Below are 22,223 nucleotides of genomic sequence, written 5' to 3'. Positions count from 1 at the left end.
ATGCACACGCATCCGGTCCGTCCCCCCGTCGATCGTTCGCTGCGCACCCACGCGTACCCGCAACGCTGGCTTTCGTCGATCGCGCTGCTGACGCCCGCGCTGTACGCGTCGCTGTGGTTCGGATTGCCGCTCGCGTGGCGCTACTGGCGCGCGGTCATGGCGTGGGGCGCGCAGCAGATCGATCCGGCGCTTCATGTGATCGTGATCGGCTATCCGCCCGATGCGCCGCGCGTGCCGCTGCTGTCGATCGACGTCGCCGCCCGCATGCCGGGCGACACACTGCTGGCCGCCACCGCCGCGCTCTGTGCGACCGGCTTCGCCGCCTCTTTCATCCGGCGGACGAACTGGTTGCCTGTTGCATATCTGTTACGTATCGCGAGCTTCGCCCAACTGCTGATTTGCGCGTACTTCTGGCTCGCGCCCGGCACGTTCCCGTATGTCCCGCAACTGCATCTGCGCGACATGTTCGTGCTGCACGGCGCGGCGATCGCGCTGGTCCCGCTGGTCATGGCCGCGCTGTACTACCCGCTCGATTTCTCGCTGCCGCAAAAGACCGTCGCGTCGCTGCTGGTGCTCGGCTACTTCGTGTTCGCGCTGCCGTTCGTGATGCTGCTGCACGCGACCATCATCCATCACGGCTCGCTGCTGTTCCTGCCGTTCTGCTATTTCCTGCTCGGCGGCCCGCTGCTCATCGGCCTGCTGGTGACGCTCTATACCTACTGCGCAAGCTGGCCCGGCGCGCTGACGCGCGATCGCGATTCCGTCTGCCGATAGCGCGTCCAAACGCGCCGTATCAGCGATGAAACGATTCCGCCGTGTTTCCGAACGCGCCGCGCGACCCGTATCGCAGGAAGCCAGCAGGACCGGGCTTCCTGCGCCAATGGCACGTTGTTCGCTTCGTTGGATACGTCGCATCGAGTCCTCTCACCGGCGAAGGCAGCGCGGCAGGGCGGCGCATGGGCGCAATCCGGCCGCCGTCTACACGCACTGCTCGATACCCGACGAACCGGACAGCCGCACACACCTACGGGGCTGGATTGGTCGACCTGGCGACACCGCATTCCGGCTGCCGTACGCCCCCATTCCTTGAGCGAGGAGCACACCATGTTGGCAAAGTCAGGCAAGTTCTTGCGGATCCTGCTCGCGCTGTTCGCGCTCGCGTTCGCATTCAGTCCGGGCGGCGCTCGGGCAGCCAGCAACCAGCTTCTCCTGTTGGTGCCCGACACGCTGACGCTGCCCGATTCGCGCGTGTCGGCATGGCTCGACAGTGCCCAGGAGGAAGGGCTGCAGATCAAGGTGATGACCGACAGCCAGTTCATGGCGGCCGGCGCGTCGCTGTCGCAGTATCCGGGCCTGATCCTGCCCGACCAGGTGCATACGACGGCCGACGACACGCTCGTGACGGCGATCCAGAACTATGCGCTGAACGGCGGCAAGGTGATGCTCGTCTACGATTTCGGCGTGCTGAATGCGGCCGGCTTCTACGTCAGCCCGAAATCGCGCTTCAGCAGCATGGTCGGTGTGGACTACGTGCTGTATGACCAATACGGCGGCAACATGATCGGCCTCGGCAACGTGACCGGCATGAGCAGCTGGCTGCGCACGCTCCAGGTGCCCCCCGGCAAGTCGATGGCGTGGACCACCGCTTCGTCGTCGCCCACGACGGCGAGCGCGCTCGCATCGACGAGCACCGCGGGCACGTCGACGAATTCGACGTCGGGCAGCGCACAGTTCCTGACCGCCAGCCGGTCGAACCCAGGGGGCCTCGCCAACTACAACCACGGGGCATGGTTCCAGTACACGACGCCGCCCACCGGCAGCGGCGTGCTGAACCAGACGGCCCCGAAGCTGACCGGCACCGTCACCGGCAAACTGAAGAAGACCACGACGTATACCGCCAACTCGCTCCTGAGCACATCGACCGGCAAGACGGCCAGCACGCTCGCGTCGACGCTGTCGACGACCACCGACACGCTCGAAGGCATCTCCGGCTACGTATACGGCTTTCTCACTTATCCGAGCTTCGTCACGCAGGGGACGTATACCGGCACGACGATCCTGACCTCGCCGACCTTCGGGCTGGTGTCCGGCTACAACACGTACGGCAACGGCGGCGTGCTGTTCGTCAACCTGCCGCTCGCCTACCTCGACGGCCAAACCGACGGCATGCTGATTCACGGCTACCTCCATTATTTCGGCACGCAGATGCTGAACCTGGCGTCGCTGTCGCCGCTGCCGAAGGCCATGCCGGGTCTCGTATTCAACTGGCACTTCTGCGCGGGCGACCAAATCCAGCCGGCGCTTTACCTGAAGAACCTCGGCGTCTGGAACAACGGGCCGTTCTCGCTCGTCATCACGGCCGGCCCCGATGAAGCGACATTCGGCGACGGCAACGGCATCAACCTCGCCAACAACCCCACCGCGCAGAATCTCGTCAAGTATTTCGTGAGCAAGGGCCAGCACGTCGGCAGCCACGGCGGCTGGATCCACGATTACTGGGGGGCGAATGCGAGCGAAACGAACGCGAGCACGTTCACGCAGTATCTGGTGATGAATCACCAGGCCGTTCAGGCCGCGACCGGCTTGCCCGATGTCGAGTATGCGGCGCCGGAAGGCAACACGCCGACCTGGTCGGTCAACTGGCTCGAAAGCAACGGCTTCAACGGCTACTACTTCACCGGCCACACCGGCTCGCCGCCGACCCGCGCATACCGCAACGGCGCACTGCTGAACCCGGGCCTGTGGGCGTACCCGGTGATGCCGTTCGGCAAGTACGCGACGTTCGAGGAGTTCCAGCAGTACGCAGTGCCGACGAGCGACGTGAACAACTGGTACGCATCCCTGATGAACTTCGTCGTCGCGAACCGCACGAGCCGGCTGATCTACGCGCACCCGCTCGGTGCGTCGTCCTACACGTCGACGTTGTCCGCGATCTTCTCGCAAGCCAATACGCTGAAACTGACGGGTCAGTTCAAGTGGTACACGATGAGTGACATCACGGTCTTCGACCGCGCACGCCTGAACGTCACATGGTCGGCCACCGACACGGGCAGCGGCTGGACGTTCGCCGCCAGCCACCCGACCAGCCTCGCGAACATGACGTGGCTGCTGCCGAAGAAGGGCTTCGCACTGCCGTCGATCACGCAAGGCAGCGGCAGCATCGTCATCACCGACGCGACCTACTGGCTCGTGACCGCGAACGGCGGCACCAGTCTCACGTTCACCAGCGCCAAGGTGCACTGAGCCGCAACCTCGACACACCCGCCGGCGCGCGACGCGGCCAACGCCGCACCCGGCGGGATTTGCGCAGGACCACCGCGCAGGAGCCCCCAGATCATGAACCGGCCCGCGCTTTTCCCGGCCGCACGCGCACGCGCGGCGGCCACCGCCCGGCTATGCCGCCGGTGGTGCGTCGCCTGCTGTGTCGCCGCATGCGGCGTCGCGCTGCATGCGGACGCCGCCGAACTCCAGCTCAACGGACTCTACCAGCGCCCCGACGGCGCGATCACCGTACGCCTGAACGGTTCCGGCATCGATCCTTACTTCGCGGCGAAAGCGCTGCTCGGCGCCGCCGATGCCGGGCTCGACGCCCGTCAGGCCGCGCTTGCATGGATCGCGTGGCTGTTGCCGCGCCAGCGTCCGGACGGCGGGTTCGACCGCTACTGCGTGAAGAACGGCCAGTACAGCGCCTGTGCCGAGGCCGACGCCGACGACGCGATGATGGCGACCTGGATCGAACTCCTCGCCCGCTTCGCGCCGCCCGACGGCCTGCCTGCCGCATGGGAACTCAGCCTCAATCGCGCAGGTGCGCATCTCGATACGCTGCTCGGCAAGCCCACCGGCGTTTACCAGATCTCGTCGACGCTGCACGTCGCGCTGCTGATGGACAACGTCGAGGTACACAGCGCGTTCCAGGCGCTCGCGGCGTATTACGTCCGGCATGCCGACTACGCGCGCGCCGGCCCGTGGAGCCAGCGCGCCGACCGGCTCGCATCCGCGATCCTGAAGGTGTTCTGGCGCGGCATGCAGACCGGATTTCGCGCGAGCACGCAGCGCATCAGCGACACGACGTTCTATCCAGCGAAAGTCGCGCAAATCTTTCCGCTCCTGTCCGGCATTCAGGTTCCCGAACAATCGAACGAGACGATCTACGCGCAGTGGATGCAGAAGTACGGCAAGACCTGGCTTCAACTCGCCGGCTCCGATTATCCATGGGGCTTGATCGCACTGGTCGCCTTCAAGATGAACGACAGGAACACGGTCGCGTGCTGGCATGCGCGATCGGGCCCGTACCGGCACGGCGCGCACTGGAACGTACTGGAGGAGGCGCTTTACCTGGCATTCGAAAGCCGGATGGCCGACCCGGTCGCGCCCGCTCAATGCGGCTTCACGACGGCGGCGGCGACGGAGACCGCGTCGCGCTGATCCACGCACGCGCACGGTCCGGGGACATCTACAGGGAAGGAGACGGGTCATGTGTGGCATCGTCGGCGCGGTCGCGCAACGGGATATCGTCCCGATTCTGATCGAAGGTCTGCGCCGCCTCGAATATCGCGGCTACGATTCATGCGGGGTCGCGACGGTCGTCGACGGCCAGGCACGCCGCGAGCGCAGCATGTCGCGCGTCGCCGATCTCGACGCCCACGTGCGCAGCGCCGGCCTGACCGGCAGCACCGGCATCGCGCACACGCGCTGGGCTACCCACGGCGCGCCCGCCACCTGCAACGCGCATCCGATCTTCTCGTGCGACGAAATCGCACTGGTTCACAACGGCATCATCGAGAACCACGAAACGTTGCGCAAGCAACTTTCCGACGCACACTACGCGTTCGACGGGCAGACCGACACCGAAGTGGTCGCGCATCTGATCCACAGCAAGTATCGCGGCGACCTCCTCGCCGCCGTACGCGATGCGACCTCGCAACTGCACGGCGCCTATGCGATCGCGGTGTTCAGCAAGCACGAGCCGCAGCGTCTGATCGGCGCGCGCGCCGGCTCGCCGCTCGTCGTCGGCGTGAAGGACGGCGAATGTTTTCTCGCGTCCGACGCGCTCGCGCTCGCCGGCATCACCGACCGCTTCATCTTTCTCGAGGAAGGCGACATCGTCGAACTGACGCCGGGTGGCGTGCGGGTGCTGGATCGCACCGGCGCGCCGGTCGAACGCGCGATACAAACCGTTTCGTCCGCGCACGGCGCGGTCGAACTCGGGCCATACCGGCACTTCATGCAGAAGGAAATCTTCGAGCAGCCGCAAGCCGTGGCCGCGACCATCCCCGATGCAGGGCTGTTCGATCCCGCGGTATTCGGCCCGGACGCCGCGCGCGCGTTCGAGCAGATCGACAACGTGCTGATCCTCGCGTGCGGCACGAGCCACTATTCCGGCCTGACTGCCCGCCGTTGGCTCGAGACGATCGCGCGCATCCCCGCGCAGGTCGAGATCGCGAGTGAATACCGCTACAGCGACGCGCTCGCGATGCCGAATACGCTGGTGGTCAGCGTGTCGCAATCCGGCGAGACCGCCGACACGCTCGCCGCGCTCAAGTATGCGCAGGCGCTCGGCCACATCGACACGCTGGCGATCTGCAACGTGCCGACCAGCGCGATGATGCGTCAGACCGGCTTGCGTTTCCTGACACGGGCCGGCCCGGAAATCGGTGTCGCGTCGACCAAGGCGTTCACGACGCAGCTCGTCGCGCTGTTCATTCTCGCCGTCACGCTCGGGCGGCTGCGCGGCTACGTCGACGACGCGCAGCTCGCGCGCTACACGATGCAGTTGCGGCGCCTGCCTGGCGCGCTCGAAGACGTGCTGGGGCTGGAGCCGCAGGTCGCGCGCTGGGCCGCGGAATTCTCGCGACATGAAAACGCGCTGTTTCTCGGGCGCGGGCTGCACTACCCGATCGCGCTCGAAGGTGCGCTGAAGCTGAAGGAGATCTCGTATATCCATGCGGAAGCGTATCCGGCCGGCGAGCTGAAACACGGGCCGCTCGCGCTCGTCACGCATACGATGCCCGTCGCCACGATCGCGCCGAACGACGCGTTGCTCGAAAAACTCAAGTCGAACATGCAGGAAGTGCGGGCCCGCGGCGGGCAGCTTTATGTGTTCGCGGATGCCGATACGCGAATCGACAACGGCGAAGGCGTGTCGGTGCTGCGGATGCCGGACTACTACGGGTTGCTGTCGCCGATTCTGCACGTCGTGCCGTTGCAACTGCTCGCGTATCACGCGGCGTGCTTGCGGGGTGCGGATATCGACAAGCCGAGGAATCTGGCGAAATCGGTGACGGTGGAGTGATGGGCGGTTTGCCTCTCGCATTCGCTTCAACTGATCGAGTGACAACGTTGCTGCTCCGCTAAATTCTTTTCATTGGCCTACCCGCGCATAGAGGCCAAGAAGTCGACCACCCCCAACGTCTGATTCTCGCAACTTATTCTCGTGAGATCGAAGCCGCCTGCACCAAGTTCGGATCAATCACACGGAGTTGCAAAATCCTATTTGTCAGACCGCCAAATAATCTCGCCAAAATCGAATCCTTTTAGTTTATTTTGCTCCACAAGATCTCTAAAACGCTCGGATACGAATACTGTAGCAGGACTTTCTTTTAGGCGAAATATATCAACCCCTTCAATTTGACTCTTCAGAAGAAATATTTTATTAAAAACCGTCGCCTGAGGATAGACTTTGAATTTTGATGCATCCATATCGACAGCATTCTCTATCACCCGGGTTACATGAAATCCGGACATGTCTTTTATCGGGGCATCGACCTGCAATATCTCCCCGCTGTCACGAAGTACCGGCGCCAATACATCCAGCGCCCTCTCACTAAACACGAGAAACGGAGATAGCATCGTATGAACGTCGCTAGTCTTTTTTCTGCGCGAAGTGCCCCACGTAAGCTTAACGGGGTCATAGTCTCGGCCAAACCCTCGCCCACATAGAGCGGTTGCTCGTATAGCTACGCTCTTGTCATATGCGATTTCACAGTCATCATCGACTTGAACGAGAGGCTGAAATGCTTCATCCTGCCTCAAACCGTAAACGTCACTCACGCATTGCCTCACATCCAAATCATAGCGCCCAGATAAATAGCGGCCTACGGTGCCTCACCCCAAGGGTCATAGGAATAGCTTTCATCGATCGGCGAAAAATCAATACCTTTCAATGCGCATCGCTCCACTTCCGACTTAAACCCCTGACTACATACCAACTCCATTGTTTCGGTACATCTAAAAAGATTGCTAGCACAGTCGTCGCGCGGAATGAAGGTTTTGATCCAACTATACATTGGAGTCCCTGGAAACAACTTATTCTCGGCGACCTCTTTTGTTTCCAGATCCCGGTCCTCGGAATAGTCCGACTTTTGTCGATCAAGCAGAGACTCATGATCTGCCGGCAAGAAAATTGAATACACCTTATTACCCGCTGGCTTTCCACCCGCAACGATGCCAATGGGGACTGCCCTATATCTAACTCCCAATTTTTCACACGCAGCCAAAAACTCTTTTGACACGTAATTCGTTTGCGTTCCATAGAAATCGAAATCAATCGAAATCGATGGATCTGATAGCGTGAAAATATATTCATGCTTTACATCGACGCCAAACGGATCAGCCACATACATCGGCCACTCCCATTCATCACGGTTCAATTCTCCCGATAGGTATGGAGGGCAGCCTGGGTCTCCAGCGCGGTATTTAACAACAAAGAAACGTGCATTCATCAAAGTAACCTTCCCGTTATTGCATCAACCAAATATTTACCGGACTCCAATCCTTCTCTCGCCATATTTTGAATGCGCCCGACACCGAGCACAAGTTGCGTATCACTGAGACGGCCCGCCAGGAATTGTTGGTTAAGTTTCGTTAGCTCAGTTTCAATGGCCGCAGTGTATTGCCCGTGGTTCGACCAATGCCCAGGGAGCTCCAGCGTTTGGGCAAGCTTGGAGCTACCGGGCAGGAATATGCCATTAGACGCACCATCGCCATCGAATCCCATCCCGCGCAACCGGCTGAACATAGCCGCAAAGTCAGGGTGCTTCATGAGTTCTTCAGGAATCAGATGGTGGTTCGCCATACCATCATGCGGGCGAGCCCCCATATTTTCCCCGAGCTTTGTGGAACACCACCCCATCGGATCGATTCGGGTCAATGGGTTTAATGCGTACGCGTACAAATTGTCGCCGCCCACCAACCCAATCGGATCCTGATTGATGAACCGTCCCACGTCCGGATCATAGAACCGGAACGTGTTGTAGTGTAGCCCCGTACTTTCGTCGGCATACTGACCGGCATAGCGCAGCGGCTGATCTGTCCGCGCGGTCGCGAGTTGCCGCTTGCTCGGCTCGACTTTGCCCCACGCCGTGTATTGCCCCGCCCAGGCGAGCTCGCCAGCCTCGTCGGTGACCTCTTGCGGCGCCCCTGCCAGATCCGTATGGAAGTGGTAGATCCGCGACGCGCGCTTCGCCGTATCGATCGCGGCCGCGGCCAGGGCCTCCGCGATCACCGCATCGACGCGGGCAGCCGGTGAGTACGCATCATCAGGGCTGTACACATAGCTGCTCACGCCTGTCTCGCGCACTTCCTGCGCGAGGCGCAAGCCTTCCCATACGAACCGTTTCGTCTCGCTACGCAGTTTCACGCCACGCAGGTCGAAAGTGGTATCGGTCTTCGAAATACGCCGACCCAGCGAATCGTACTGGAAGCGCGTTTCGACCACGCCACGCGCGTCTTGCGTACGCACCGCGATCAGTCGATCCTGCCCATCGTAAGTGAAGCGCTGCTGCTGGTTGGCTCCGCGTAACTTCGTCGCCAGATTGCCGAACGGATCGTATTCGAAGCGCAGGTCCTGCCACATTCGCAGACGGTTGCCTTCGACGTATCCGCGACTCTTGCCCTGTGCGCCGTCGAGCATATTGCCCGCGGCATCCCAGGCAAATTCCTCGAGCTCACGATCCATGGTGTTCACACGACGTGTCAGCTGTCCGACCGGATCGTAGCTGTACTGCGTGCTGCCACGCAGGCTGTCGCTGGTCTCGATCAGTTCGCCCGTCGCGTCGTACCCGTAGTTACGCCACAACTGGCCGCGTCCTCGGCCGAGTGCGTCCGGTTGGAAGCCGGCGGACTGCCAGACTCTTCGGCCAAGCGGATCGTAGGCAAAACGCTGAGTCAGCCTTCCCTGCGTTCTCGCGATCTCACGATGCAAGTCGTCACGCTCGAAGTCGCTCACCACCTGATCACCACAGCGGATCTGGTGAACGTGACCGGAGCCATAGCGCAGCATCTGTAGCGTCTGGTCGTTCGGTAGCTCGAGCGATATCACGTTGCCCAGTTCATCAAGGTTGTATTCGACGTCGCCATTCGCACCGTGCTCGGCGACAAGACGACCAACCTTGTCGTACTCGAAACGCACCACGTCCGCCGTGATGCCGAGTGCTGCACCGGCGGCCGTCGGTGTACGTTCGACTCTCACCAGTTGGTCATTCTTGTTACGCTCGTAACGTGTAACGTCGGTCGGCGTATGCTGGACCTTCAGGTTACCCATCCGGTCGCGTTCGAATCGGATCGTACGGATCGGGCGATCCGCCGTCGCATGACCGTCCGGCGAGCCCACGATGTCCAGCCCCAGCAATTCACCGCCTTCGCCATACTCGAATCGCCGCTGGACACCGTCGGGCCTCGTTTCGGTCAACAGACGGCCGCCGGCGCTGTACGTGAACACGTAGCGTGCGTGGCCCTGCTGGAGTTCGCGCAGGCGCCCCGCTACATCATAGTGATAGCGGGTCCGTCGTCCGGCAGGATCGATCGCTTCGACAAGTTGACCGCGGGCATTGCGCAGTGACTGTTGCATCCGGCCTCCGAGGCCGACATGCCGCACGACGAGCCCAGCCGCGTCGTATTCGAAAGTCTCCGTGCTGCCATCGGGATACGTGATGCGACGTGGCTCGCCGGTCGGACGTATGTCATATGCGACGCGCTGCCCCAGGGCATTCTCCCGTGCAAGCGGCAGTCCGAACGCGTCGAAACTGCTGCGCGTGGTTTTACCAGAGCAGTCCGTATAGGCAACCAACTCTCCGAGACGATTCCACTCGAGCGTCTTGCGTCCGCCACGCGCGTCGATATGTGCGATCGGCAACGCAGTCAATCCCTTCGGATACTCGTAGCGATTCTCGTGGCCAAGCGGATCCTTGGTCGACAGCAACCGGCCTTGCGGATCGTATTCCGCCCGCCAAGCGCCGCCGTCGGCCCCGACGACTTCCACGGGCCGCATGCTGTTGCCGTCGTAACGAGTCCGAGTCGTACGGCCCAGCGGATCAGTCTCGGCGACGATCCTGCCTGCGTCGTCATACTCGAACTCGGCCGTGCGCTCACCCGGCAGCATCAGCATCACCGGCATACCGGCGTCGTTGTACTTGATCCGGTAGAGTCCGCCATCGAAGTCGGTGTACTCGACAATCTGAAACTGTGCGTCGAAGCGCCAGTGCGCGGTGCGGCCATCGGCGTGCCGGACGCGCGTCTGCCGGCCGTCGACGTCGTATTCGAACGACCAGTCCTCGCCTTCGCTGGTGCGCGTCGCAACCACGCGCGGCTGCCCTTCGATCACCGACCATGCGTAGCTCGACGTAAAGCCCAATGCGTTCGTATGGCTGGTCATCAGGCCATTGGTATACATGAACTGGCGCACGACGGCCCCGTTTGCGTCCGTCACCGACGCCAGTTGGCCGTTCTCATCGTATCCGTAGGCGACGGCCAGTCGGCGCTCATCGCCATGAACGAGCGTGACCGCGCCAAGCCGCCCGTGCTCCTGCTCGTAATCGAGAACGGCATTCAATCCGCCGCACGTCAGAATCTCGATAACGCGGCCGCGGCTATCGCGCTCAAACTGGCACCACTGCCCAGCCTGATCCTCGATGCGGCGCACCCAAGCGATGCGGCCGGAGTCCGGCTCGTATCGGCCGAAGTCGTAATACGTCTCGCCAATGTCATGCAGGATGTAGCGCCCGTCGGGCGTACAGGTAAGATACCGTTGCTCCGCCTCGCTGAATGCGGCTTGCCCGGCACGCAGCAACGGAAATCCGCTCTCGCGCCCTTGCGCGTCGGTGTACCAGAGGCGCCCGTCGCGGGCATGCAGACGAAGCTCCCACGGCGCCACCCAGCCGCGGCCAAGCGTCCCTGCATAGTCGATACTGCTCGAATAGAAACGCTTGATCGCGACCGGCATCGGGCTCGGGATCACGAAGTCCGTTTCCGATTCGGCCAACAGGATCTTTCTTCCGGTCGTGACGTCGACCGGGTTGCCGAACATCCCGCCCAGCGCCTTGTTAATTGCTGGCCCGGCAACGTACCGCCCGAATGCTTCACCGAGCACGTACCCGCCGATGAACTTCGCAGCGCACGGCAGGACCGCACGCGATAGCCCGCCCGCCTGCTTCAACAACCCGCCTAGCCCGCCGACCAGCCCCGCCAACACGAACGCCCATTCCGTCGCCGTTCGCAGCCACGGCGGCACCTCGTCGTCGACCGGCAGGTATGTCTGGGTGCCACCGTGAAAGAACGTGTCGTGCGAACCGTCACCGATCGTCGCGCCGCAGGTAATCTTGTCGTCCTTCCGCGCCGCTGGCCGCCCATTGATGAAAATGTTCGTCGATCCTTGTGCGACAAGCGGGATGGGATTGTGCTTGCTGCAAGCCACGCCGCTCAACGTCGCATAGGCCGCCGAGAGGGAGTTGACGTAGACGTCCGGCGAACCAGTAATGATGTTGCCGGATTGCGAGCTGAACATCTTGCCGATCGACTCGCCTATTGATAGGAGAGCCTGCGCTCCGATCCCCGCCATCATGCCCGCCAGCAACGCCACGCCGAATCCGCATGTGAAAGTGGCGAAGGCGACTGCGGCGATCAGGGCAATGCCCAGTACGGCGCCGACCAGAAAGCCCGCGAGCGCGCTGGTGTGATCGATCGGGTCAGTGACTCGTGCGGCTTCGTACACGATGATGGTCCTTTGCTGTTGTTATGCCGACTCTTGTTCTGCAGGACGGTAGCCGTCGAGCCAGTTGCGCCACAATACATCGAGCGTTTCGCCGAAGCTCTTCGCGCTCGATGCGGTAAAGATCAACACGCGTCCTGGGGCAACGATGAATGCGCCTTGCCGTTGAAAAACGGTCTTCGGACCGTTCCGATAGGCGGCGTCGATGCGCTCCCCAGGCATTCCATCAGTTTCAGGCCCAAGCCGTTCAGCCTGGCGCGAAAGCACCCGATGTCCCTGCAACCTCGATTGGAGCAGCGCGATCTGCCGATCGATATACGGCGCAAGGGTCTCTCCGTCCTTCAGCCAGTCGCGTGCGACACTGAGGTTCGGCTGTGCGGCCGTATCGGCCGGCACGAATAGGTTGGTCGTGCGATCCTCGAAACCGTTCGGCAGAACGATGCTGCCTTCGTGAATCCGGATACGGTTTTCGGAATCCGTCATGCTGGTTCTCTCGTGATGTGTAGTTGTTGGATGGGTCTAAATCAGCGTCCACATGCGCCGACACTCATTTTCCCTGCAACGCGACGTTGCTTTCCCGGCGCAAGCGCAAGCAACCCGCGAGCAATACGACATGCGCGCCGAGCCACATGTAAAACGCGACCCCGTAGCCGGATATCGGCGTCGGGTCTGCTTCGTTGAAGTACCACTCTGTCGTGAACAGTGAACAGAGCGCACACGCGAGCGCAGCGGCCGAAAACTGACTCGCGCGCGTATATCGGTTCCGGACGAGCTGGACGGCCGCAACGACGTAGAGCGGATTGGCGAGCCATGCTGGATTGAGCATGAACAGCCCCCACCAGCCCTGAGCGAGGACCGACAGCCCGCTGAGCGACGCTTCCTTTTCGAAATGCATCGCCGGCATCGTCAGCGAGAGGACATACAGCACCCCGGATACGCCGAGGACCGTCTCTCGCCTGACACGTGGCGTCGAATCAAAAACGTTCGTCATTCCCCGAATCCATTGCACGACACTTCAGCGGTCGCGCGTGCGTTCAATCCGTCTGGCCGGCCGGCGTCACAACCTTCTCGCCGCGCGCGCGCATCGCTGCGCGTTGCGCCTTCGGATCGAGCGGCGGCCACGGCGCGCCGGCCGTTACGATCTTGCGGCGAATCTCTTCGATGCGCGCACGCGCCGGCGAATCAGCAGTCGTATGGTTCTTCAACTCGTTCTGCAGCACCCACCCGTATGACACGCCGAGCTGGCTGGCAATCTTCGGATCCGCGCCGTGCGAAAGCAGGTAGTCGACGACGTCCCATTGCTGAATCATCGTCGCCTCGAAGAGTGCCGTCTTTCCGAGCGAATCGCGAGCATTCACGTTCGCCTTGTGCTCGAGCAGCAGCTTCAGCTGAGGCAGCAGCCGGTTCTCTGCAACCGCGAAGATCATCGGCGTGTCGCCGTTGTACTGCCAGTTGGGATCGAGCCCGCTGTTCAACAACACGCGCAGAAGGTTAGGCGTATCGGCCCGTAATGCGACGTCGACCACCGATCCGCCGCTGGCACCGACCTGCGCCTTGGGGTCCGCGCCGTTCTTCACGAGCACCGAGATGATCTGATAGCGCGGATTGGACGCGTCATTCTTGACCGGAACGATTTCCTGCACGGCATACGACAGCAGCGTCGTGTTCTTCGCGCCCGGCGCATTCAGATCTGTCTTCGGCGCGAGCTGCTGGACGCGGCTGAGATCGCCGTCATGAATGGCCTGCGCCAACGTGAGTTGCTGCCCCGAAAAGAAATCTTCAGGTGCGTATCGCTTGAAGCCAGTCATGTTCGTCCCTTGGGCTTGAGTGGGCCACCAGAGCGGCGAGGACACTCCAACGAGTGCAGCAATCGCGCCGGCGGTTATCGCTTTTTTATATCGCATCAGTGAGATGAATTCAGTTGGGAGACCAGGTCGAGTTGATCTTTCGCGACCTGCTGGTTGATCCCGTTCGTCACGTCACCCATCAGGTGACGGCCGACCGTGGTCACACTCTCACCGTCGAGCGTGACGGGGCTGCCAACCGCCTTGGGCATCAGCGCCGCCGTACCGTCGCTGATCGGCCCGAGCCGGCCCTCCTGCAGGCCGGTCAGGATATCGCCGTCGACGCGGTAGGCCGTGATGTTGGCCGGCTGGGCGGTCCCGCCGTATTGCGCGACGGTCTCCGGATTGAGACCGGCCGCATTGAAGGTCACAGCCGAACCGCCGCTGGCCTCGGCTGCAGCGGACGCCAGGCCACCGCCGAGCGAATGCCCGGTGAAATCGACGCCGGCCGACGCGCCCGTGGTCTCGATGTTCTTGCCGATCGTGACCGCATTGCGATAATACGGCGCATCGGCGCCGAGCCCCTGCGCCATGTTGTTGCTCATGTCTTCGCCGAAGAGCTGCTGCGTGCCCTTGAACGCGACCGTCGGCTTCATGCTGTCGCCGAAGACATTCGGATCCGGGATGTACATCTGCGATCCGAAGTTGCTACCGCTTTTCTCGAAGTCGCTCGGCTTGAGCCCGAAAGCCTTCAACGCTTCCGGATCGTTGGTCGCCATCTTCCACCCGGTCGGCGGCGGATCGTTCGGGTGATACACGTGATCCGCGAGTTTCGCCAGTTGCTGCGCCTTCAGCGAGCTCGCCAGCTTGGCCGCCGCGGCGCGCGTCGCCGGATCGGGGCTCGCCAATCCCTTCGCGATCGTCGCCTGCTCTGCCGCCCACTCGAGCGCGAGCGCCTGTTCCGCGGATTGCGCACTACCGCGATTCAAATGGATGACCGGCCCGTCGAGATAAATGCCGTTCGCGTTGATGACGATCGTTGACGGACCGAAGGTCAGCTTGATGCTGTCCGGCGTCATCGTCACGACGCCATCGCCGACACGATGCTCGATGCCGTCGCTCGCCTGATGGCTTTGCATGCCAGGCCCGGCCTTGCTTGCGATGGCCTTCGTATTGATCACGTTCGCTGTGGTGTCGCGCGTCAGCGCGATGGTTTCCTTCAATCCGCCCTGCGCGATCTGCTTCGTCTCGCTGCCCTTGAGCAGCGAGACCGTGCGCCCGCCGGCTTCGACCGTGTGCGTTTCCGAATCCTTGATGACCGTGTTCATGTCCTTCTGCGCGTGCAGAAAGACCTCTTGCGCGCCGTTCACGTCGGAGAACCGCAGTTCGTTCGAACCGGCGCCCTTGTGCGTCTGGCTCTTGATCCCCATTGTCTGCCCGGCAGCCCCGTGATAAGGATTGCCTTGCTCGCCGTTGTAGACGCGGCCCACGATGACCGGATTGTCGGGGTCCCCTTGATTAAACGCGACCAAGACCTCCTGATTGATCCGTGGGATGGCGGCCGCCCCCCACCCGTCGCCCGCCCAAGGTTGGGACACACGGATCCACATCGAATCCGATCCGTCCAACTTGCCGCGGCGATCCCACAGGAAGTGCACCTTCACGGCACTGCCGTTCGTGTGAATTTCTTCGCCCTTTGGGCCGACCACGATTGCCGACTGAGTGCCGTGAATGACGGGCTTTGGTGTATGCCTGGGTGAACGATACGGAAACTTCTTCGGGAGCAGGGAAAATGTATTGCGGTACGGCAGTTTCGCGTTGTGTTCCGTGTAATCGTTCACAGCCTCATGACGAACGTGCAGGACTGCGTATTCCTGATTGTTGGCCATGACTGGATGGTTGGTCACGGTCACGCTGCCCGCGGTTGTCATCCGCCACGCATAGCCGCTACCCGTATAGCGATGTGCACTCGCCTCTTCGGCCTGCATCGCGATGCGGGCGTAACGGTCGCCGTCATCGCCGTGGTCGAACAACGACTGGTGTTCGAACCGCTCCGTCGTCTCGAGACCCGCATGGCGGAGATTCTCCGGTTCGGCCTGCGCCAGCATCAGCGGCGACGAGGGGTTCTGGTGATTGAAGTCGCGAAAAGCGATCTTGCCGACACCGAAACGCCGGCCTTCATGCAACTGGTCGATACCGTTGTCTTCACTCGCCGCGCTGGCGGCATATGGCAAGTTGGCCAGCCCGTCGATCGGGCGGAAAACGAAATTCGTATCGCCGATGACGAGGAAGTGCTTTTCCTTCTCGTAGCGGTGCGTCCAGATCAGGCCTTCCTGCTCCATCAGACGCGCACAGAAATTGTAATAGGACTCCTGGTACATCACGATGTATTCGAGCGGCTTCTGCGCGGTCCGAATGTCGAACTCGAAATCGGTGAACCCGTGATCCTGGAAAATCTCGGTGAGGATGTCCTGAGCGGTCTTGTTCTGGAAAATCCGGCAGTCGGTCGAGCGCGTCAGAAACCAGAACCACGGCGCCACCGTCATTTGATATTGCGTCACCTTGCCCGGGTTGCCCGCCCGGTCGAACGACGTGACGTATCCGTCGAAGTAGCGAATACTGTCGGCCCCGCCTGACGAGACGATGCGCTCGAGCGTGGATTGCCGGGCGCTTTGGTCGAATCGAATCTTGATCGGTTGCCCGATCAGCTGATCGGGCACCAGATCATGTTGGTGCGACAGCAAATCGAGGTGGATTTCCGGCAATCGATTGACGTGTTCATCAATGACCGCCGTGCTGACCAGGAGCACGTCCGGACCGAGCGGCGAGTCAATGGTCACGTATCGATTTAGCTGAGTCAGTCGAGCAACGCCGCCAGCCGCATTGTTGAGCGCGTCCGCAATCGCAGCCGGTGTTTTGTTCATCAGCGAAAAACCGGTCTGCGCAAGCTGAACCGCGCGTTGCACGGTGTCGATATGACTCGCGACGCCGGCGAGCGGGCCAATCTGGCCTGCCACCGTGGATGCGACCGGCCCGGCAAGGCCGCCAAGCGCACTCAGCGAGCCCAACAGATTCCCGCCGGAACCGGCCGGAATACCGCCATTCGGGGCGAAACTCATTTGAATTCCCTTTATTTTCGTCTCAGGTTCTGTCCCCAATTGGCTCACCAGCTTGAGGCCCCGCTACTGTAGGACAAAACGTTTGCCAGCGAAAGATACCTGAGATTCATTTGCAATTTCCCTGCTGATACCCTTTCCACCCGCTAATCAAATAAGCGGTTGGGAACCGGCGCAGGGTTCACCGCGTCGCAGTACCGCACCGGTCTCTGCCGAGACCAATACGATTTGCACGAAGCTGGTGACTGGAACGTACGGGGAAAATAGTCGATCCATCACGCGCCCCAATCCGGCGAGACTGAATTGGACGAAACGCTGCTCGTCGATCACGAGGCTGACTTCCAATCCTTGGACGAACACTGAAGCCGGCTTGCCCGGCATCCAGCGCCGCACCCGTTCAGTCGAGAGCGACACGAGCGCGTCGAATCTCCGGCCGGCGTCGGGCGCGGACATGCCGAAGCGGGTGCACAAGCGCTTGAACTCATTGAGACCTTCGGCGTTCAGCCGTGCTGCCTGCGGAACCAGCCACGACAGCAGTTCCCACTGGTGACCGCGGCGAAGAATCGGCGCGGGACTTGCACAGGGCTGAGCCAACAACTCGATCTCGTCACCAGAGTCCCCGTCGCGCACGGCTAACTGGCGCTCGCGCATGTCCGCCAGGTTGCCATTTGTGCAAGACAGCACGATGTCGAGCTGGTGCTGCGCGGCCGGATCAACGGGCTCGCCGCGAGCGTTCACAAGCGCGAGTTCCAAGCCACGCAATCCGTCGGCGCGCGCTCCAGTTGCCTGTCCGCGCAGCGCTTCCTGTCCCGGCTTGCCGGGCTCGGAAGGCGGCTTCGGCGCACGCCTGGCTTCGTCGCGCAAAACAACCCAATACATGCCTGGCGCTGCGCCAAGCGCATGCTGCAAGGATTCGAATGGCGGCAGAAGCGCGGCACCCTGGACGGTCGTTATACGGACCTGATCAACTGACCAGATCTCGGTCGTGGCTGCGGTCTTCAGCGAAAACGGTTTCAGCGCATAGTACGCTTGCCCTACCTTCGTTTCGATTGGCTCCGCATTGCTCGAGAACAAGTTGACGACTGGTGTGCAAAACAGCCGGAGATTGTCGGCCGACGCTGCAATCAGTCGTTGGGCGCGACGTGAGTCAGGGTGGACGCCGGCAAGGGCCAAATGCAACGTGATCCGGCGCGCACTGCCCGCCAACCGTTTCAACCGCGCCAAATCCAGATTGAGGTTTTCAAATCGAGCGGGAAACGCGCCGTACTCCATCAGCAGATGAAACGGCGTAATCGAATTGTCACGAGGCGTCGGAAGCAGCGCGTCAGCATCGTCGAAACCTGCAGCCGCCAGCGGCATGTCCACCCGACGCCAGCGCCCGTTGCCGTCCAGTTCAACGAAGGCCCGCGTGGCGTGGATCAGCACGCCGTCGGCGAGCGCAGCCACTACCTCCCTCTCCCCCGCCAAGTGCAACCGCAGCATATCTGGAGCGATGGAGAACTGGGCTGACGGTGCAGTGAGCTCAAGGGTGAAAGACAAAATCCCCGTGGTGTCGGACGGCAGTGTCGTTTGCATCGGCGCGACGGTCGACGTCGCGTAACGTACAGCGGAAACGGTCAACGGCACCAACGTGACGTCGGCGGCGGTGCGGAACACCAGGCGGCTATTCGGCGCCACCAATTGGGTGCCGCGTGGAACTATTCGCGGCTCGGTCTGCTTGCTGTCTCGATCCATGCGAAATTGGGCCATCGCACAAGATGGAAACGGCCGTGCCAACGGTCCGTGGATTGCGGCAATCAACGCGTGAGTAAACTCCGGCACCTCATCTTCGAGTCGGATGTCGTGCCGAGCGCACATCAACGCGAACGATTGCAGCAGCCGTTCGACGTGTGGATCATCCGAGTGCTCACCGGACATCGCGAGACGAGCCGCGATTTTGGGGTAAAGCTCGGCGAATGCACGCGTCGAGCGGCGCAGCAGACCCAACTCACGCTCAAAATGCGGTAGAAGATCCTCGGGTTCGATGGCCATACGCGTTTCAGATGGTCACGCCGATCTTTTCAATCGGGACCGTGCTCATGGGGAGGCGCAGCGATTCTAACCGGGCGTCGCGCATGCCTCCGAAACACTAACACTCATTTGTGTCCAGGATTTCTAGAACAGATCAGCCTATACCGACGATGAAAATCGGCAATGCCGGCCAAGCGTACCACCAGTAGCCGGCAAACCTTGCTCCCTCAGGCTGAACCCACCATATCAGGGCAGCAACCCCTATTGCAGAGCACCACCACTTGAGCGCGCGCTTGATTCGCTGCGCTCCCGTGAACAGGACGTGAATGGTGGAAAATCGCCGAATGGTCGCTTTTTTATAGGCTCGCCGTGCATACGCGAATCCGACTGCGATGGGCACAATACCGAACCAGCCGCGCGTCCAGTCCAGCACGCCATTGCTGTACTGAAGTCCCCACAGGCCAAAGGCAATCGCGAACCCGATGCCGGCCCGCCAAGCGAAAGCCCTTCGCCGGTCTCGCTCGGGCATTACCTGAAGCCAAGTCGCAGGAGTGCCGTCCTCGTTGGTAAATATGGCTTCACGGCCGTTCTGGCTCCCCGCCCCGTCTAGCGATTGTTGTTCGAGCATCATCTCGCCACCCAGTTATCGTGATGATTGGAGTGGAGTCGAAGTGAAACACTGGCTCGTGGTTAGCCACGCATCGGTCCCTCGCCAGTTCGAGCCGTCAACTCCGTGTCGCGCGGACGAAATCCAGTTACACCATGGTTACATGGACGGCAGATTGATGGTTGACCCAGTGGGACAGCGGACGTAAGTGCTTGATTTCATTGGCCCGCCCTACACGATTCGAACGTGTGACCTACGGCTTAGAAGGCCGTTGCTCTATCCAACTGAGCTAAGGGCGGTCGGGGAGAAAAGACACGGGCCTGCCACGGACCGCATTCGGCATCGGGCTTTCGAGCAACGAGCAGCAACACCGCCCGCAACCACAGTTACTCAAACCCCGAAACAAAACGGGCCCGACACGAAGCCGAGCCCGAAATTATACCCGATCATCGCGCCGGATCACGCGAGACCGGCGCCCGCGGCATCAAACCGGCTGCGGATGCAGCATGAACCAGCCGAGGCAGAACACGCCGGCGATCACGCAATACACGCCGAACGACGCGAGCCGGCCGCGCCCTTCGAAATAGCGCATCAGGAACCGCACGCTCAGGTATGCGGCAATCGCCGTCAGCACGCCTCCGAGCAGCGCATCGGCGAGCTGGTCGCGCGCATGGAACAGCTTCGGCAATTCGAGCACGCCCGCGGCGAAGATGATCGGCGTGCCGAGCAGGAACGAGAATTCCGCCGCCTTCTCCGCCGTCAGCCCCGCCGCGTTGCCGGCGATCATCGTCAACCCGCTGCGCGAGAAGCCCGGAATCAGCGCGCCGATCTGCGCAAGGCCCACGAAGAATGCCTGCTTGAACGTCATCTTTTCGGGCGGTCGATGCGCGCGGCTACGCTGAATGCGATCGCCGAGCCACAGCAACACGCCGTTGACGATCAGCGCGATCGCGACGATCCGCAGATCGTGAAACACGCGTTCGATGCGCTTCTCGAGCAGCAGTCCGACGATGCCGGTCGGGATCGTGCCGATGATCAACGCCCACATCAGATGCCCGTCGTCGTTCTTGCGGCCGCCGAGCTGCGCGAAGAAGCCGCCGATCAGCGCGATCCAGCGCGCGCGAAAGTACCACAGCAGCGCCAGCGCGGTGCCGAGATGGAGCGCGACGAGAAAGGGCAGCAGTTGCGGCGCGTGCTTGTCGATGTGCATGCCGAACAGCGCCGGCACGAGCAGCGTATGGCCAAGACTGCTGACGGGGAAGAGTTCGGTAACGCCCTGCAGGACGCTCAGGAATACCAGAAACCAGAGGCTCACGCGTCGGTCCTTTTAGTGAAGATTAAGCGGGAAGGAAGGCGGACGACGCGATGCGCGTCCTGAAAACGCGCCCCGATTATGCCGAGCCAGGATTACTGCGCCAAGGCATTTGGCAGGATATTGCGGCAATGCACACAAACGCTTGCAATTTGTAAGCATTAAGAAAGCAAAAAGCCCGCCATTTGCATGGCGGGCCTGCAGGCGCCGGCAGAAATTGCCGTCAGCGACCGAGCTGATAGAAAAATAATACCGTGCTACCGGTAAACATGCCGAACAGTGCGATTCCCATTGCCATTGCCAGATCCATGGCCCCCTCCGCGAAGTGTCATGACCCGGCAACATCACCGGTTTAGACGCATTATCCAGACCACCGACAGTGTTAAAAACTCGCAATTTCCCGAGAAGGGTTTTCCCCGACCGCCCGCGGCCCGATAATGGAACGCACGCTGCTCCAGTCACTTCCAACCCGATTCGCCATGCCGATCTTTCAGCAACACGACATTCACGAACTTCACGCCGGCCCGTCGCTCGTCCGGGTCGCTCCGCAATTCGGCGGCCGTCTGCTGTCCTGGCACGTCGACGGCGAACCGGTGATCTTCTGGCCGGAAACCGCCGATTGGAGCAACCTCGCCCGCGTGCGCGGCGGCAATCCGCTGCTGTTCCCGTTCCTCGGCCGCCACCGCGTCGACGGTGAAATCGGCCGCTGGCGCGACGCCGCCGGCGTGGTTCGCGATCTGCCGATGCACGGTTTTGCGCGCGATCTGCCGTTCGACGCGCACCCGTCGGCCGACGGCGCCGCGCTGACGATGACGCTCGACGCGAACGACACGCTGCGCGCGAGCTACCCGTTCGATTTCCGGTTCGAAACGACCTACCGGCTGGCCGACGCGCACACGCTGGAAGCCGCGTTGACGACGACCAATCGCGGCGATACGCCGCTGCCCTATTACGCCGGCCACCATTTCTATTTCGCGCTGCCGCATGGCGAGCGGGCCGACACCCTCCTCGAGCTGCCGCCGACCCACCGTTGCCAACAGCGCGCGGACGGCTCGATCAGCCCGCTCGAACCGGGCGAAGCCCGTTACCGCCTCGACAATCCGGACATCCTCGATCGCTTCCACTGTCTCGACGGCGAGCCGTCCGCGCCGGTGCGCATCGTGATGCCGGGCCGCGGTCGCACGATCGAGATCGCGCTGGACGTGCCGGGCTCGATCCCGTGGTACGCGGTCACGACGTGGACCGAAAAGCCGGATTCGGACTTCTACTGCGTCGAGCCGTGGCTCGGCCTGCCCGATGCGATCCACAACGGCCTCGGGCTGCGCATGCTCGCACCGGGCGCGACCGAAACGGCCACGCTGCGGATCCACGTCGCCCCGCTCGCCGGCTGATTCGGCACGCATCGAACCGG

The 22,223-nt window shown here is 61.9% G+C and carries 15 protein-coding genes and 1 tRNA gene; 5 read left to right on the top strand and 11 right to left on the bottom strand.

The features are described 5' to 3' along the window. The 4 genes from WS96_RS28300 (at position 1) to glmS (ending at position 6,292) form a co-directional block, all read left to right on the top strand. Positions 1 to 774, top strand: coding sequence for a hypothetical protein (locus WS96_RS28300; RefSeq protein WP_059824054.1), 774 nt, complete (start codon positions 1 to 3; stop codon positions 772 to 774). Between the two features lie 330 nt (positions 775 to 1,104). Further along, complete coding sequence (locus WS96_RS28295; RefSeq protein ID WP_059837032.1) at positions 1,105 to 3,243, top strand: polysaccharide deacetylase family protein; 2,139 nt, start codon at positions 1,105 to 1,107, stop codon at positions 3,241 to 3,243. 93 nt (positions 3,244 to 3,336) lie between these two features. Beyond that, positions 3,337 to 4,425 carry a hypothetical protein gene (locus WS96_RS28290; RefSeq protein WP_059837030.1) on the top strand — a complete coding sequence of 363 codons (1,089 nt, stop codon included), beginning with the start codon at positions 3,337 to 3,339 and terminating at the stop codon, positions 4,423 to 4,425. Between the two features lie 49 nt (positions 4,426 to 4,474). Continuing rightward, positions 4,475 to 6,292 carry a glutamine--fructose-6-phosphate transaminase (isomerizing) gene (gene glmS / locus WS96_RS28285; protein WP_059837028.1) on the top strand — a complete coding sequence of 606 codons (1,818 nt, stop codon included), beginning with the start codon at positions 4,475 to 4,477 and terminating at the stop codon, positions 6,290 to 6,292. Between the two features lie 197 nt (positions 6,293 to 6,489). Here the strand turns inward: glmS and WS96_RS33220 are convergent, their stop codons facing one another. From WS96_RS33220 to WS96_RS28240, 11 genes are all read right to left on the bottom strand, one after another. Then, positions 6,490 to 7,050: an imm11 family protein gene (locus WS96_RS33220; protein ID WP_082720388.1), complete on the bottom strand. Its 561-nt coding sequence runs from the start codon at positions 7,048 to 7,050 to the stop codon at positions 6,490 to 6,492. A 44-nt stretch (positions 7,051 to 7,094) separates the two neighbouring features. Then, positions 7,095 to 7,721: a hypothetical protein gene (locus tag WS96_RS33915; RefSeq protein ID WP_156443702.1), complete on the bottom strand. Its 627-nt coding sequence runs from the start codon at positions 7,719 to 7,721 to the stop codon at positions 7,095 to 7,097. Then, the gene (locus tag WS96_RS28280; protein ID WP_059837027.1) at positions 7,721 to 11,986 is read right to left on the bottom strand and encodes an RHS repeat-associated core domain-containing protein; all 4,266 of its coding nucleotides are present in this window, start codon (positions 11,984 to 11,986) and stop codon (positions 7,721 to 7,723) included. Before WS96_RS28280 ends, WS96_RS33915 begins: the two co-directional genes overlap by 1 nt. 21 nt (positions 11,987 to 12,007) lie before the next feature. After that, on the bottom strand, positions 12,008 to 12,466 hold the full coding sequence (locus tag WS96_RS28275; RefSeq protein WP_059837025.1) for a DUF1795 domain-containing protein: 459 nt from the start codon (positions 12,464 to 12,466) through the stop codon (positions 12,008 to 12,010). A 64-nt stretch (positions 12,467 to 12,530) separates the two neighbouring features. Then, a complete protein-coding gene (locus tag WS96_RS28270; protein WP_059837023.1) occupies positions 12,531 to 12,974 on the bottom strand; it encodes a hypothetical protein in 444 nt (147 codons plus the stop codon). Positions 12,975 to 13,017: 43 nt separating this feature from the next. Beyond that, positions 13,018 to 13,887 (bottom strand): ankyrin repeat domain-containing protein, encoded by an 870-nt coding sequence (locus WS96_RS28265; protein WP_059837021.1) that lies wholly within the window; start codon positions 13,885 to 13,887, stop codon positions 13,018 to 13,020. Further along, positions 13,887 to 16,886: a type VI secretion system Vgr family protein gene (locus WS96_RS28260; RefSeq protein ID WP_059837019.1), complete on the bottom strand. Its 3,000-nt coding sequence runs from the start codon at positions 16,884 to 16,886 to the stop codon at positions 13,887 to 13,889. Before WS96_RS28260 ends, WS96_RS28265 begins: the two co-directional genes overlap by 1 nt. 147 nt (positions 16,887 to 17,033) lie before the next feature. After that, on the bottom strand, positions 17,034 to 18,914 hold the full coding sequence (tssF, locus tag WS96_RS28255) for a type VI secretion system baseplate subunit TssF (protein WP_059837016.1): 1,881 nt from the start codon (positions 18,912 to 18,914) through the stop codon (positions 17,034 to 17,036). A gap of 133 nt (positions 18,915 to 19,047) precedes the next feature. Further along, complete coding sequence (locus WS96_RS28250; RefSeq protein WP_059837015.1) at positions 19,048 to 19,524, bottom strand: hypothetical protein; 477 nt, start codon at positions 19,522 to 19,524, stop codon at positions 19,048 to 19,050. 198 nt (positions 19,525 to 19,722) lie between these two features. Further along, positions 19,723 to 19,799: transfer RNA gene (locus tag WS96_RS28245), tRNA-Arg, on the bottom strand. Between the two features lie 185 nt (positions 19,800 to 19,984). Then, positions 19,985 to 20,815: an undecaprenyl-diphosphate phosphatase gene (locus WS96_RS28240; protein WP_034206973.1), complete on the bottom strand. Its 831-nt coding sequence runs from the start codon at positions 20,813 to 20,815 to the stop codon at positions 19,985 to 19,987. A 476-nt stretch (positions 20,816 to 21,291) separates the two neighbouring features. Between WS96_RS28240 and WS96_RS28235 the strand changes: the two genes are divergently transcribed. Further along, complete coding sequence (locus WS96_RS28235) at positions 21,292 to 22,203, top strand: aldose epimerase family protein (protein WP_059837013.1); 912 nt, start codon at positions 21,292 to 21,294, stop codon at positions 22,201 to 22,203. Positions 22,204 to 22,223 lie beyond the last annotated feature (20 nt).

The organism is Burkholderia sp. MSMB1835 (assembly GCF_001526365.1).
Taxonomy (GTDB): domain Bacteria; phylum Pseudomonadota; class Gammaproteobacteria; order Burkholderiales; family Burkholderiaceae; genus Burkholderia.
This window is presented reverse-complemented; position numbering and strand designations above follow the sequence as displayed.